Annotated in this window: 15 protein-coding genes; 2 read left to right on the top strand and 13 right to left on the bottom strand. The window is 45.8% G+C overall.

The annotated features are described in order from the left end of the window. Window positions 1-123 precede the first annotated feature (123 nt). The 4 genes from argJ to argC all read right to left on the bottom strand — a co-directional run bounded on the left by argJ (window position 124) and on the right by argC (window position 3,328). Complete coding sequence (gene argJ, locus BMW45_RS12130; RefSeq protein WP_092243863.1) at window positions 124-1,347, bottom strand: bifunctional glutamate N-acetyltransferase/amino-acid acetyltransferase ArgJ; 1,224 nt, start codon at window positions 1,345-1,347, stop codon at window positions 124-126. A 1-nt stretch (window position 1,348) separates the two neighbouring features. Next, window positions 1,349-1,741 carry an ACT domain-containing protein gene (locus BMW45_RS12125; RefSeq protein ID WP_092243860.1) on the bottom strand — a complete coding sequence of 131 codons (393 nt, stop codon included), beginning with the start codon at window positions 1,739-1,741 and terminating at the stop codon, window positions 1,349-1,351. Between the two features lie 14 nt (window positions 1,742-1,755). Next, entirely contained in the window at window positions 1,756-2,202 is a 447-nt protein-coding gene (locus BMW45_RS12120) for a GNAT family N-acetyltransferase (RefSeq protein WP_092243858.1), read from the bottom strand. Window positions 2,203-2,287: 85 nt separating this feature from the next. Continuing rightward, on the bottom strand, window positions 2,288-3,328 hold the full coding sequence (gene argC / locus BMW45_RS12115) for an N-acetyl-gamma-glutamyl-phosphate reductase (protein WP_092243855.1): 1,041 nt from the start codon (window positions 3,326-3,328) through the stop codon (window positions 2,288-2,290). 274 nt (window positions 3,329-3,602) lie between these two features. On the opposite strand from argC, the gene BMW45_RS12110 reads away from it, so the two are divergent. Continuing rightward, the gene (locus tag BMW45_RS12110) at window positions 3,603-4,829 is read left to right on the top strand and encodes an argininosuccinate synthase (RefSeq protein ID WP_092243852.1); all 1,227 of its coding nucleotides are present in this window, start codon (window positions 3,603-3,605) and stop codon (window positions 4,827-4,829) included. 72 nt (window positions 4,830-4,901) lie between these two features. On the opposite strand, the gene BMW45_RS12105 is transcribed toward BMW45_RS12110, so the two are convergent. From BMW45_RS12105 to nifS, 6 genes are all read right to left on the bottom strand, one after another. Next, a complete protein-coding gene (locus tag BMW45_RS12105) occupies window positions 4,902-5,375 on the bottom strand; it encodes a GNAT family N-acetyltransferase (protein ID WP_029702059.1) in 474 nt (157 codons plus the stop codon). Window positions 5,376-5,422: 47 nt separating this feature from the next. After that, window positions 5,423-6,313 carry a patatin-like phospholipase family protein gene (locus tag BMW45_RS12100; protein WP_092243849.1) on the bottom strand — a complete coding sequence of 297 codons (891 nt, stop codon included), beginning with the start codon at window positions 6,311-6,313 and terminating at the stop codon, window positions 5,423-5,425. A 134-nt stretch (window positions 6,314-6,447) separates the two neighbouring features. After that, window positions 6,448-7,587: an N-acetylmuramoyl-L-alanine amidase gene (locus BMW45_RS12095; protein WP_207649068.1), complete on the bottom strand. Its 1,140-nt coding sequence runs from the start codon at window positions 7,585-7,587 to the stop codon at window positions 6,448-6,450. Then, the gene (gene mnmA / locus BMW45_RS12090; RefSeq protein ID WP_092243846.1) at window positions 7,584-8,663 is read right to left on the bottom strand and encodes a tRNA 2-thiouridine(34) synthase MnmA; all 1,080 of its coding nucleotides are present in this window, start codon (window positions 8,661-8,663) and stop codon (window positions 7,584-7,586) included. The genes BMW45_RS12095 and mnmA overlap by 4 nt, the downstream gene beginning before the upstream one ends. A 47-nt stretch (window positions 8,664-8,710) precedes the next feature. Beyond that, window positions 8,711-9,148: a Fe-S cluster assembly scaffold protein NifU gene (gene nifU / locus BMW45_RS12085; protein WP_025234672.1), complete on the bottom strand. Its 438-nt coding sequence runs from the start codon at window positions 9,146-9,148 to the stop codon at window positions 8,711-8,713. Window positions 9,149-9,217: 69 nt separating this feature from the next. Continuing rightward, window positions 9,218-10,402: a cysteine desulfurase NifS gene (gene nifS, locus BMW45_RS12080; RefSeq protein WP_092243841.1), complete on the bottom strand. Its 1,185-nt coding sequence runs from the start codon at window positions 10,400-10,402 to the stop codon at window positions 9,218-9,220. Window positions 10,403-10,630: 228 nt separating this feature from the next. Between nifS and BMW45_RS12075 the strand changes: the two genes are divergently transcribed. Continuing rightward, window positions 10,631-12,181 carry a polysaccharide biosynthesis protein gene (locus tag BMW45_RS12075; RefSeq protein WP_092243838.1) on the top strand — a complete coding sequence of 517 codons (1,551 nt, stop codon included), beginning with the start codon at window positions 10,631-10,633 and terminating at the stop codon, window positions 12,179-12,181. An 87-nt stretch (window positions 12,182-12,268) separates the two neighbouring features. Here BMW45_RS12075 and BMW45_RS12070 read toward each other — a convergent pair whose 3' ends face one another. The 3 genes from BMW45_RS12070 to modB form a co-directional block, all read right to left on the bottom strand. After that, a complete protein-coding gene (locus tag BMW45_RS12070; protein WP_025234675.1) occupies window positions 12,269-12,478 on the bottom strand; it encodes a TOBE domain-containing protein in 210 nt (69 codons plus the stop codon). Window positions 12,479-12,693: 215 nt separating this feature from the next. Beyond that, entirely contained in the window at window positions 12,694-13,746 is a 1,053-nt protein-coding gene (locus BMW45_RS12065) for a sulfate/molybdate ABC transporter ATP-binding protein (RefSeq protein ID WP_092243835.1), read from the bottom strand. Window position 13,747: 1 nt separating this feature from the next. Continuing rightward, the gene (gene modB / locus BMW45_RS12060; protein WP_025234677.1) at window positions 13,748-14,446 is read right to left on the bottom strand and encodes a molybdate ABC transporter permease subunit; all 699 of its coding nucleotides are present in this window, start codon (window positions 14,444-14,446) and stop codon (window positions 13,748-13,750) included. Between the last annotated feature and the right edge of the window lie 17 nt (window positions 14,447-14,463).

Genomic DNA, 14,463 nt, shown 5'->3' with positions numbered 1-14,463 from the left:
TAAATTTCTCCTTTCCTCTTTCCTGCCTGTTTTCTGGCAGAGCCCGCCCCGTTTTACAGGGCGTAAAGGGATACCAGTAAGGTGTTTCCAGACTACGTTTTTGATATACAGGTATTGCCCTTCTTATGAACGGTAATCCGCATTGATCTTCACATAATCAAAGGTCAGGTCGCATCCCCAGGCCGTAGCTGTGGCTTCTCCCAATTTAATATCCGCAGTTGCTGTCACTTCCGGTTCCGATAAGATCCTGGTGGCTTCCTCTTCACTGTAGGAAAGAGCGACTCCGTTTTCAATGATTTTTAACTTTCCCGCTGCGCTCTCAAAATATAGGTCCACCTTTTCCGGATCAAATATGACCCCGGAATAACCCATGGCGCAAAGGATCCTGCCCCAGTTGGCGTCATGGCCGAAAATAGCAGCCTTGGTCAGGCTGGAGGTGATTACTGATTTTGAAAGGGTCACCGCCTGTTCCTTTGTTTCCGCTCCAACGATCTTTACCTCAAACAGTGCGGTACAGCCTTCCCCATCGCCTGCCATCTTCTTTGCAAGAACTTCATTAATGAAATTAAGCGCCATGCAAAATGCTTCATAATCCTCGTTCTTTGTCTGGATCTCTTCATTCCCCGCCATGCCGTTTGCAAGAAGGAGCACGGTGTCATTGGTGGAGGTGTCCCCATCCACGGAAATCATGTTGTAGGTATCTTTGATGTCCTCTCTTAATGCTTCCTGCAGAAGCTCTTTGGAAATAGCCGCATCAGTGGTAACAAAGCTTAGCATGGTGCACATGTCGGGATGGATCATTCCGGAGCCCTTGCACATGCCGCCCATGGTAATGGTCTTTCCTCCGGCTTCAAATTGAACTGCAACCTCTTTCTTTACCGTATCCGTAGTCATAATGGCTATGGCCGCTGCCGTCCCGCTTTCCTGGCTGCCGTCAAGAGCAGGCACCATGGCTTTCACGCCTGCCACAATTCGGTCCATAGGAAGCTGCTTCCCGATCACACCGGTGGACGCCACCAGTACGGAACTGACAGGGATAGAAAGGCTATCCGCCGCCGCTTCTGCTGTTTCCATACAGTAACGAAGCCCTTCCTCTCCTGTACAGGCATTGGCGATGCCCGCATTGACAACAACTGCCTGGGCGCATGGGGAATTTTCCACAATGACCTTATCCCATTTTACAGGGGCTGCTTTTACAATATTGGTGGTAAAGGTTCCTGCTGCCTTACAGGGCACCTCGCTGTAAATCATCGCCATGTCTTTTCTGTCTTTATATTTAATTCCCGCTGCTGTGGATGCCGCCTTAAATCCTTTTGCCGCGGTTACTCCGCCGTCTACCTGCTTCATATCAGTCTTCCTCCTTTGTTCCTGTGACCGTATACCCTGCGGCCAACAGATGATTTAAAGCCTTTTCATAATTTTCCTTTTTCACAAGAATGTAATCCGTATTAAATGTGGATACTGCAAATATCCCGATTCCATGATCTGCCAGTACCGTTGATATTTTTGATAAAATCCCGATGAGGGAAAAATCCAGGATTCCTTCTATTCGGAATGCCAAAAAACCATCCTCCCGCTCCGCGGCATTTTGGGGAACTGAGGAAGTTTCGCATACCAGCGACAGCTCCTCGTCTGTCTTTCCCAGAAACCAGAATCCGGAGGTAATGTCAAGTGTTCCAATTTCCGCTGGACCAGACAGCTTACACACGGAAAATTCTGCAGATATTCTTTTTAAATTCATCTCATTTCCCTCACTTAATCAACAAAATTTACGGAGTTAACCTCATTTAGGTTAAAATCGTAATAATTAATATCATTGCGGTATGTCCAGCCGGACTTGCTCCAGAATTCATTTCCCAAAGTATTGGACTTAAAAGCAATTAGGTTTACCTTGCTGATCCCTTCTTTTTGCAGCCGTTTCATTGCTTCCAGAGCCATTTTATGTCCTACTCCATTCTGTCGGTATTCCTCTGCCACACAAACATGATACATACAGCCCCGCCGCCCGTCATGCCCGCATAGGATGGATCCTATGATAATTCCGTCCTCTTCTGCCACCACGCTGGTTTGGGGATTTCTCTTCAAAAACTTTTCCACGCCTTCTCTTGAATCGTCTACCGTACGGATTCCAAATCCTTTGATTCCTGTCCATAGCTTATGCACCTGGTAATAATCCTCCAATGTCATGGTACGAAGTATCATATATACTCTCCTTATCCCCTTTTATTATCGCGCCTGTTGTATTATGCGGTTGTTTCTTTCTTGACTCAGTCTTCACTCATACCCCTTACGGGAACAGAGGAATGAGCTTAAGCCCTTTATTCTCCGGCAGTCCAAACAGGATATTCATGTTTTGCACCGCCTGTCCTGCGGCTCCCTTTACCAGATTATCCATAGCACCCATCATGATTACCCTGTTAGTTCTTGGATCAATCTTGAAATTCACATCCACAAAATTGCTTCCTTCCACCCATTTGGTCTGGGGAACCACATCCTTTTCCAGAACCCGGATAAAGTATTCTTTAGAATAATATTTATCATAGACCGCTTTTACTTCCTCATAAGAAACTGACTTGGTGAGAGCCGCATAGGACGTTATGAGAATGCCCCGGTTCATGGGCACCAGATGGGGGGTAAAGCTTATGGTGACCGGACGGCCCGCCCCATAGGATAATTGCTCCTCAATTTCCGGAGTGTGTCTGTGAACGCCTACGCCGTAAGCCTTTATGTTTTCATTGACCTCACAGTATAAGTTATCCACCTTAGCTCCTCTTCCGGCACCGGAGGTTCCTGACTTGGCATCAATGATGATTGTGCTGGGGTCAATGAGCCCTTCCTTTACCAGAGGATAAATGGATAGAGTAGAGCAGGTAGGATAACAGCCTGGATTGGCGATGAGTCTGGCATTTTTAATTTTCTCCCGATTGATTTCCGGTAGTCCGTAGACTGCTTCCTTTATAAACTGAGGTGTCTTGTGCTCCATCTTATACCATTCCTCATAGACAGCCACATCCTTGATCCGGTAATCTGCGCTTAAATCAATCACCTTTGTCTTACTTAAAATCTCCTCATTTATAAGAGATGCACAAAAACCCTGAGGCGTCGCCGTAAAAATTACATCTGCGATTTCAGCCAGGGTCTCCACATTATCATCCCGGCAGAAATCGTCCACAATCTGAAACATGTTTTGGTAAATAGAAGCGTATTTCTGATCTACATAGCTTTTTGATCCGTACCATAGGATCTCTATATCGTCTCTCTGTAGCAAAAGTCTTGCAAGCTCGCCGCCTGCATATCCGGTGGATCCTATTATTCCTGCCTTAATCATATTCATCTCTCCTTATATTTTTTCATAGGTCATTTGTTTTTTATTTCTGCCGGTTTTTGGCGTTTTATACCTTATTTATACAGGCTCTTCTGTTATAAAGAACGCTTTTCCATATTTTTCTATAACTGATAGTTTATAATTATACATTGATAGCGTATAATATGCAAGTTTTTTTTATATTTTTTATTTTACCCTTGCATTTTTCATGATTTGGGTGTATATTTATGAAAGTTCAATGAAAAAAAATCCATTTAAAATCGAGGAGGATCTATAAATGAAAGAGAAAGTTATTTTAGCCTATTCCGGCGGTCTTGATACCACAGCCATTATCCCGTGGTTAAAGGAAAATTTTGATTATGAGGTAATCTGCTGCTGCATCGACTGCGGTCAGGGAAATGAATTAGACGGTTTAGAGGAACGAGCAAAATTATCCGGTGCTACCAAATTATATGTTGAAAATCTGGTTGATGACTTCTGCGACAATTACATCATTCCATGTGTGCAGGCAAATGCGGTTTATGAAAACAAATACTTATTAGGAACATCCATGGCACGTCCGGCCATTGCAAAGAGGCTGGTGGAAATCGCAAGGAAAGAAGGCGCTACCGCCATCTGCCACGGCGCTACGGGTAAAGGAAACGACCAGATCCGTTTTGAGCTGGGAATCAAGGCTCTGGCTCCTGATTTAAAGATCATTGCTCCATGGCGTATGACCGATGTATGGACCATGCAGTCCCGCGAGGATGAGATTGAATACTGCAAGCAGCACGGAATCGACCTTCCTTTCTCTGCTGACAACAGCTACAGCCGTGATCGTAACTTATGGCACATCAGCCATGAAGGCCTGGAGCTTGAAGATCCGGCAAACGAACCTAACTATGACCATTTATTAGTACTGGGTGTATCTCCTGAAAAGGCTCCGAATGAGGGAGAATATGTGACCATGACCTTTGAAAAAGGTATCCCTGCCAGCGTCAATGGGGAAAAGATGAAAGTTTCTGATATCATTACCAAGTTAAATGAACTGGGCGGCAAGCACGGTGTCGGCATTGTGGATATCGTGGAAAACCGGGTTGTGGGAATGAAATCCCGCGGCGTTTATGAAACTCCCGGCGGAACCATTCTTCTTGAGGCTCATCAGCAATTAGAGGAATTGGTCTTAGACCGTGCTACGATGGAAGTGAAGAAAGATATGGGCAATAAATTTGCGCAGATCGTTTATGAAGGAAAATGGTTTACCCCCCTGCGTGAAGCAGTTCAGGCATTTGTGGAATCCACACAGAAGTATGTGACCGGAGAAGTAAAGCTGAAGCTTTATAAGGGTAATATCATTAAGGCCGGAACCACTTCTCCTTATTCCCTGTACAGCGAGTCCCTGGCTTCCTTTACAACAGGAGACTTATATGACCACCACGACGCAGATGGCTTCATCACTCTTTTCGGACTTCCGTTAAAGGTTCGTGCGATGAAGATGCAGGAAATTGAAAAAACAAATAAATAAGCAAGAAAAAGGACGTACACAGATACTTGTTTTGTGTACGTCCTTTTTTAGGCTATGAGCAAATATTTAAAGTTAGTCCGCCAGCTCTTTTAAAGCATTGCCTGCTATCCGGTAAACCGTCCAGTCCTCCATAGGCTCCGCTCCCATGGAACGGTAAAAATCAATGCTGGGTTTGTTCCAATCCAGGCACCACCATTCCAGCCTGCCGCAGCCCCGTTCCACCGTGATCTCCCCCAGCTTCTTTAATAATGCCTTTCCAATTCCACAGCCTCTGTACTCTGTATTTATGTACAAATCTTCCAGATAGATTCCAGCTCTCCCTAAAAATGTAGAAAAGTTATGGAAGAACAAAGCGAAACCAACCTCTTTCCCGTCAGCCAGGGCAAAGATCACCTCAGCCTTTTGCCTGTTAAAAATCCAGTCTTCCAGCAGATTCTCTGTGGCCACCACCTCATCAAGCATCTTTTCGTATTCTGCAAGTTCCTTAATAAATTTCAATATTAGAGCCGTATCTTTTCTTTCGGCGTATCTGAATGTCAATTCCATTTCTCTTCCTCCTGATCGCAATCTGTTTTTATAGAATACTATAAATCCTATCTCATTTCCAGTACCCGCCTGATCCTTGGGATCATTTTTTTTGTGTAAAGGTAGCCATTTTCCATACACTCTTCCATGCATTCAAAGGTCAAAAGTCCTGCACCTTTTGGCATGGGCGGCTTTAACAGAAGGATCTCACCTCTGGAACGGCAGTCCTTAAGCTCCCTGCTCATAATGGAGAAGGAATGGAATGCAGTCTCAATGATGGAATAATCGTGAGGCATTTCATATTCTTCTCCAATGTCCACTGCAATGACTCTTGTTTCCCCCGCCGCGATCAAAAGGTCTACAGGAAGATTGTTCGTCACACCCCCATCCACTAACAGAAAGCCGTTCATCTGCCTTGGCCGGAATACGGCAGGAACTGAGGAACTTGACATCATGATATCACAAAGAAGTCCGCTCCGTTCCCATTTCACGTGCTCCTGTCTCAATGCGGAAAGGGGAATTTCTTCTGCAAACATGTTTGTAAAGGCTACCGTATCCCCGCTGTTAATATCCACAGCCGGAACCAGCAGGCCCTTGCAGCAGTTACCCTGTATCTCCATCCCATCCGTTAAATCGCAGAGAAAACGCTGAAGCCGGTTTCCTTTTATAAGCCCTTGAAGCGTTGTCTCCCTTCCCATCAGGAACTGGGGAAGAAATAGGGCAATTCCTAAAATATCCGGATCAATCAGGCTTCTGCCATGTTTTATCAGCCACCGCACCGTTTCCCTCATATCTCCGATTGTCATGCCTGCTGCATAAAGCCCTGCTACAATGCTTCCGGCACTGGCCCCTGCTACCCTGTCGGGAAGAAGTCCTACTTCTTCCAGCGCCGATAATACTCCCACATGAGCTGCTCCCCTGGTTCCGCCACCTGCCATCGCCAGTCCATAATCTGCCATGCTTCCATTCTCCTTGTTACTCAGCCGCATTTCAGGAAAATGTATGCCATTTCTTTTTCATTTATGCCTAGTCCGGCAAACGCAAAAAAGAACAGGCTTTGAGTCAGGCTCAAAACAACTGTTCTTCTTTGATATTATTTATAATATGCATCGATTCCGTCGGCAATCCCTTTTACGATCTTATCGCGGTATTCCTCGGTAGCCATCTTCTTATCTTCGTCCGCATTGCTCATGAATCCCATCTCCACAATGGTAACCGGTATATTACACCAGTTGATGCCGCTCATGGAATCTGTCTCCTGCACTCCCCGGTTCTTAAATCCGGTCTGATTGCAGATTCCATTCACAACGGCTTTGGAAAGAGCCTGGCTCTTGCTGTATAAGTTTCCGTTGTAAGGATTCTTAGCCGTCTGGCACATGGTAAGAGCCCCCTGAACGCTACTGTCATTTAAGGAATTGGCATGGACCCGAACGAAGATATCTGCTCCGCTTTTATCCGCCATCTGGGCACGTTCTGCATTGCTGATGTTTACATCATGGGTTTCCCGGATCATATAAACCTGATAGCCCCTGTTTATAAGCTCCTGCTTTAGTTTTAAAGAAACCGCAAGAGTGAGCTGGTATTCCGGGATACCTGTTGCCGTTCCCTGAGTTCCGGAAGCCACCTTTGCCTTCATCTCAGAAGAGCCTGGCCCGATGGGCTCCTTTTCGGAATTGCCCTTTGCCTGATGGCCTGCGTCTATGGCAATGATCTTCCCCGTCCCGTTTCCGGAAACAGAAGGAGCTGCACTCGCCGTCTCCTGAACCGGCTTGTCTTTTGACACGTACCGGGAGGAAATATAGCATTCCTTGTCCTTATAAACTACCCGGCTCCAGCTCTCGCTGGATCCGGTCCGTTTAAGGACAGCACCCTTATCAAGTTTGTCCAGAATCTCTCCGTCAGCAGAAGGAAACTTTCTTATATTTACCTGGGATCCGGTAACATAAACGGTCTCATCGGCTGCCTCAAAAGAAGGAGCTGTCTCCATGGTTACAGTAGCTTCATGGGAGCTTGTCTCCGCTGATTTTCCGGTCTCAGTTTCTCCGGTTTTATCCTCCGCAATGGACACGGGAGCCGTTTCTTCTCCCTCCTCCTGGCCTAAACCGCCCTGGGCTTCTTCCAGAGCAGGTGCTTTTACTGCTTCATATTTCCTGGCACAGCCTGCTAGCATAAATGCGCAAAGAAGGATAGAGGCCAATAACAGCCAACCGCGACCTTTTCTTACATTCCTCAAAGTATGGTTCCTCCTCCGACAACATAGTCTCCATCATAGAATACCACAGCCTGCCCAGGAGTGATGGCACGCTGAGGTTCGTCAAATTTGCATTCCACCACTCCATCCTCCACTTCCTGTATGGTACACATGGCACCCTTATGGCTGTAGCGGATCTTTGCCGATACCCGCATGGTTTCTCCTTGAAGTCCGGGAACTGCCATCCAGTTAATATGGTTGGCCCGCAGAGTATGGTCATAAACGTCATCGCCTGTTCCGATTACTACTTCATTGGTTTCAGGCCGTATCTCCACCACAAAAACCGGGTGGCCCATGGATAAGTTAAGCCCTTTTCTCTGGCCTACGGTGTAATGGGTAATTCCCTTGTGTCTGCCGATCACCTGGCCGGAAAGATCCACAAAGTTCCCCTCCGGCGCTTTTTCCCCTGCACTTTCTTCAATGAAACCTGCATAATCATTATCCGGAATAAAGCAGATCTCCTGACTGTCCGGCTTATGGGCTACCATTAAATTGATCCTGTCCGCGATCTCACGGATCTGGTCCTTGGAATAAGCTCCTACCGGCATTAAGGTATGGGCCAGCTGGTTCTGCGTTAGATTGTAAAGGGCATACGTCTGGTCCTTTGCCGCAGTCACGGACTTCTTTAATGCATATCTTCCGCTTGGAAGCTTATCGATCTGGGCATAATGGCCTGTGGCAATAAAATCAGCCCCGATATCCAGGCTTCGCTTTAAAAGAGACTCCCATTTGACATAACGGTTGCAGGCAATGCAGGGATTGGGCGTACGCCCCTTCTGGTATTCTCCTACAAAATAATCAATGACCTGGGATTTGAATTCTTCTTTAAAATTCATGACATAATAAGGAATCTCCAGGTCCCAGGCCACCCGTCTGGCATCGTCCACGGCGCTTAAGCCGCAGCAGCCTCCGTTTTCCTCCTGGGTCCCGGTATCCTCATCCTGCCATATCTGCATGGTAACACCTATGACTTCATACCCCTGTTCTTTCAGGAGCCATGCCGCCACAGAAGAATCCACACCTCCAGACATTCCTACTACTACTTTCCCTTTGCTCATAGCTTTATGTTTCCACTTTCTAGCCGGATAAGCAAAAGCCCGGCATCTTAATATTCTTCTTCCACTTCTTCCTCACCGATATCAGACTTGGGTTTCTTTAAGCCCTCAATCTCAAGTCCGTTTTTCTTTGCATAGTCCCATAAGGCAGCGTGAATTGCTTCCTCTGCCAGCAGGGAACAGTGAACCTTAACCGGGGGTAATCCATCAAGCGCTTCACAGACAGCCATATTCGTCACAGCCATGGCCTCCTGAACGGATTTTCCCTTTACCATCTCTGTAGCCATGCTGCTGGTAGCAACCGCGGCTCCGCAGCCAAAGGTTTTAAATTTCACATCACGGATAATCTGATTTTCATCAATATCCAGATAGATTCTCATAATATCGCCGCACTTGGCATTACCTACGGTGCCCATGCCGCTGGGGTTATCAATTTCCCCTACATTTCTTGGATGCTCAAAATGATCCATAACTTTTTCTGTATACATAATTTATTTTCTCCATTTCAAGGTAATCAATCTGCTTTGTTTCCAGCCGCTAATAGGCGGCACTTTGAATTATTTCGCCTGATGCTTGATATAATCCTCATAAAGCGGGGACATACTGCGCAGTTTTTCCACGATCTCCTTAATGGATTCCACAACATAGTCCATCTCTTCCTTTGTGTTGTTCTCATCTAAGGTCAGACGAAGGGAACCATGGGCGATTTCGTGAGGAAGGCCAATGGCAAGCAGCACATGAGATGGGTCCAAGGAGCCTGAAGTACAGGCAGAACCGCTGGAGCCGCATATACCTTTCATATCCAGCATGATCAGCAGGGACTCTCCTTCAATAAACTGGAAAGCAAAATTTACGTTGTTGGACAGCCTGTTTTTCCTGTGTCCGTTAATTCTTGTAAAAGGAACCTCTGCCATAACCCGGTCCATCAGATAATTACGAAGCTCATATTCCTTATTTGCTCTATCAGCCATACCTGCAACCGCAAGCTCCACAGCCTTGCCAAAGCCTACGATCCCCGGCACATTCTCCGTACCGGCACGGCGTTTTCTCTCCTGAGCGCCTCCATGAATGAAGGAACGGGATTTAATGCCGCTTCTGATATAGAGAAAGCCAATGCCTTTGGGTCCATTGATCTTATGGGCGCTGGCACTGAGCATATCGATATGGTATTCATCTACGTTAATGGGCACATGGCCAAATGACTGGACCGCATCTGTGTGGAATAATATTCCCCGTTCTTTTGCAATCTCTCCGATTTCTTTGATCGGTTCTATGGTTCCTATCTCATTATTAGCAAACATGATGGAAATAAGGATGGTGTCTGGGCGGATCGCTTTTTTAAGCTCCTCCAGCTTTATAACCCCATTCTCATCTACACTTAAATAGGTTACCTCAAAGCCCTGCTTCTCCAAATACTCACAGGTGTGAAGCACGGCATGGTGTTCAATATTACTGGTGATGATGTGTTTTCCTTTTGAAGCATAAGCCTCTGCTGTTGCAATCAGTGCCCAGTTATCAGACTCTGAACCGCCTGCAGTAAAATAGATCTCATTAGCCTTGGCTCCCAAAGTGTTTGCAATGGTTTCTCTGGCTCCTGAGACGGCTTTTTTTGAGATGCCGGAAAACTCGTATACGGAGGATGGATTTCCATAAAACTCCGTAAAATAAGGCAGCATGGCTTCCACGACCTCGGGCCGTGTTTGGGTAGTCGCTGCATTGTCAAGATAAATCAATTGCTTCATATTGTTAGTTCCGCCTTTCTGTAGTTCTAAAGTTAAAAGCTTCATCTACAAATTCTATTATACACACATTTCCTAGAATTTCAATAGGAATGATTCTCATTATAGTTACAGTTCAGCCATGCACAAAAATTTGTACAATCGGAGCTGGCATAACTGAACTGCAACAGATGTCATGAAGAAGAAGCCCATTCCATATATTTATAATAATTCTCATTTTCAGGAGATTGCATGAATGATTCTCTGAAATTTCCCCGAAAACTTTCGCCAAGAAAATATGCGCTTCTCACCGGCACCCTTCTTTTGACTTCTGCCGGGCTGATCACCCGGTTGTTAGGCTTTTTTTACCGGATTTTTCTCTCACGGACCATTGGCGCAGAAGGACTTGGAATCTTTAACCTGATCCATCCGGTGTTTGGCGTATGCTTTGCCTTATGCGCCGGTTCTATTCAGACCGCCATATCCCAGTCCGTAGCCGCTAATGTGAGAAAAGGCCGTTCCATTTTCCGAACCGGCCTTATTATTTCAGTGGCTATTTCCTTGATCCTGGCATACGCCATCATCCGGTTTAAGGATTTCCTGGCCGTCAATATCCTGATGGAACCCCGCTGTGCCCCTCTTCTTCTCTTTATTGCGTTATCCGTCCCCTGTGCGGCCATTCACGCCTGTATCAATGGTTACTATTATGGTATGCAGCGCCCACATGTCCCGGCATCTGCTCAGGTGATCGAACAGTTCATAAGAATCGGAGCCGTGTTCCTCATTGCAGATATCATGATAGAATCCGGGATTAAAATCACTGTCCAGCTGGCAGCCATGGGACATCTGATAGGAGAAATTGTTTCTTCTCTTTATACGATCACGGCCTATCGCTTTTTTTCACCAAAAATGCCCGAAGGCGTCACAGCGGTTGCCTCTTCCTTCCATGAAACTGCTCCCGGGCTTATGCACCTGGCAATGCCTCTTATGGGGAACCGCCTGGTCTTAAATGTCCTTGCAAGCGCAGAAGCCATCCTGATTCCCAGCAGACTGCAGATGTCAGGGCTTTCCGATTCAGGAGCATTTTCCGTATATGGTGTTTTAACCGGAATGGCTTTGCCCTTTATTCTGTTCCCTTCCACCATATTTAATTCCCTGGCCGTCCTTTTGCTGCCAACGGTAGCCGAGGCCCAGTCAGAGGGAAATGACCGGAGGATCGGTGATGCCATTTCCATGTCACTTCGTTACTGCCTGTACGTGGGAATCCTTTGCATCGGTATCTTTACCCTGTTTGGTAATGACTTGGGTGTCAGCGTATTTAAGGATAATAGCGCCGGAACCTATATGACCATATTAGCATGGCTTTGTCCCTTCCTCTATCTGGTAACTACTATGGGAAGTATTTTAAACGGCCTGGGGAAAACCTCTGTCACCTTTGTCCAGAACGCCATTGCATTGTTATTGCGTTTAGGATTTGTTCTCTTTGGAATTCCCAAATATGGGATCTTAGCCTATTTGGTGGGAATGCTGGCCAGTGAACTGCTTCTGGCCATGATGCATGTGCTGACCCTGCGGAAAAAGGTGGATTTTGTGTGGAACGCTTGGGATATGATCCTAAAGCCGGCGGCCCTGATGGTGCTCGCCATCGGTATCTACTTTGCGCTGTTTTCCGTGACAGATCCATTTAAGAGTATGCCATTATTTATAAAAACCGCATTCCATATTACTATATTAAGCATATTCTATCTGGTACTCCTTCTTGGTGCTCATATTATGAAAGGGGATAAATCCAGGGACCTTTAAGGATTATTCTTTGCTGAGGATTTACGTTCTACATATTTAAAAAGTAAAAAACGGACTGTCAAAAGTCCGTTTTTATAATTTCCGTTTTTAATCAATCCCAACCATTACAGAAGTCGCTTTAATGATGGCATAGGCATCCTTTCCGACTTCCAGTCCTAAGTCCTTCACCGCCGCCATGGAAACTGTGGACGATACGATATTGCCGCCGCCAATATCAATGGTTACAATGGCGTTTACCGCACCTGTCTCAATTCCTACAACTTTTCCCTTAAACTGATTTCTTGCACTGAGTTTCATCTCATATGCCTCCTCTCATTCAATCCTGGCCTGTGGAAATATACTTCGGTTACCTTTACACCCGGTAAAACGGGGCGGGTTCTGCCAAAAATGCATGGCAGGAAAGTGGAAATATATAGAAGTAATTATGGATTATAAGCCAAAAGATTATACTGCTTTTTCATAAAATGATTGTAAGCATTTCTATACTCATTGTCAACCGGTTCTCACAAATACTATAGCAAAAGCAGGAGGTCTTCCTTGGGAAACTTCATAAATGGCGGAATATTTTGAATCTTTCCTTCCTCAAAGTCCATTTTATCCTGGACCCACCAGATCTTTGAGGAGGTTTTATCGTCTGAGTTCTGGAACAGGTACTGCCTTTGGAAAGGCGTATCGGCAAATCCAGCCAATTCAATTCCCATGACATTTTCCTCCGACCGTTCCTGAACCGGAATCAGGTTATGGCCCCGGATTCCTACGTACCTGACGGAATCTCCGATTTTCTCCTCTGTTTTAAGCTTTATCTTCCATTCACAGGCATAAAGCTCATAATCACTTATTTTCTCTATGGATGATATATTTTTGCAGCCGGTCAGCTTTGCTGCTTCCATTCTTTCCGGTCTGCGGAAAATATCTTTTGTGCAGCCTTTTAATATGGTTTTTCCTTCTGAAAGAAGCATCATATGGTCACAGAATTTGTAGATTTCATCTCTGGAATGGGATACCATGAGCACATCACCTTTATATTCCCTGATCAGTTCCAGCATTTCCATCTGAAGCGTATCCTTTAAAAAGCCATCCAATGCAGAAAACGGCTCATCTAACATAATAATATCCGGCTTGTATAAAAGCATGCGGGCAAGTGCCACTCTTTGCTGCTGCCCTCCCGACAGCTGGGAGGGATATCTTTTTTCCAGCCCTTCCAGCTGAAAGCGCCTTAGCTGTTCAGCGACAAGGGGAAGCTTATCCCGTTTTTTTCCCGGAATCACGATACTCAAGTTTTCTTCTACCGTCATGGTGGGAAACAGGGCATAGTTCTGAAACAGGTAGCCGGTACGGCGTTCTCTGGCAGGCAGATTGATCCCCTTTTCCGAATCAAACAATACCTTCCCGTTTAAAACAATCCGGCCTTGATCCGGTTTTTCAATTCCTGCCACACATTTTAAAGTCATGCTTTTCCCGCAGCCTGAGGCTCCTAAGATCCCCATGCAGCCAGCCTCAGTTTCAAATTCCACATTTAATTCAAATCCTGAAAACTTTTTTCGGATGTTTACCTGCAATGCCATATCAAATCCACCTGTTCACATGTTTCATATTTTTTCCAGATATATAATTTATAACAGCAACAATAAAAAAAGACAAGATTACAATGACACATACCCAGAATCCAGCTGTATCCCAGTTTCCTGCCGCAACTTCGGAAGCAATTGCAACGGAAACCGTTCTGGTCTTTCCTAGGATGTTTCCTGCCAGCATGGCGGTCGCCCCGTATTCTCCGATGGCTCTGGCAAAGGCGAGTACGGTTCCGGAAGCCAGTCCAGGAGCTGCAATGGGAACGATGATTTTCCAGAAAATCTTCCTCTCCGACAGCCCCAGGGTCCTTCCCGCATGGATCATGTCAACGTCCACCTGCTCAAAAGCCGCCCTCGCATTCCGGTACATCAAAGGAAATGCGATAACAAAAGCAGCTATGACACAGCCAGGCCATGTCTGTACCATCTTTATATTAAATTCCTCAAAAAGAAATTTGCCGAAGGGTCTTCGAAGGCTGAAGATCAACAGAAGAAAGAACCCGGCCACAGTAGGCGGGAGTACCAAAGGCAATGTTAGGATACCATCTACAATGGATTTTGCCGTGTTATTCAGCTTCATAATCAGCCTTGCGGCGCCTATCCCCAGAAAAAATGTCAGCACCGTTGCCAGAATCCCCGTTTTAAGAGAAATAAAAAGGGGACTCCAATCTATTGTTTTCATCAGTTCAAGCATAGATTTTCACCCCCTTT

The organism is Lacrimispora sphenoides (assembly GCF_900105215.1).
GTDB classification, from domain to species: Bacteria; Bacillota; Clostridia; order Lachnospirales; family Lachnospiraceae; genus Lacrimispora; species Lacrimispora sphenoides_A.
This window is presented reverse-complemented; position numbering and strand designations above follow the sequence as displayed.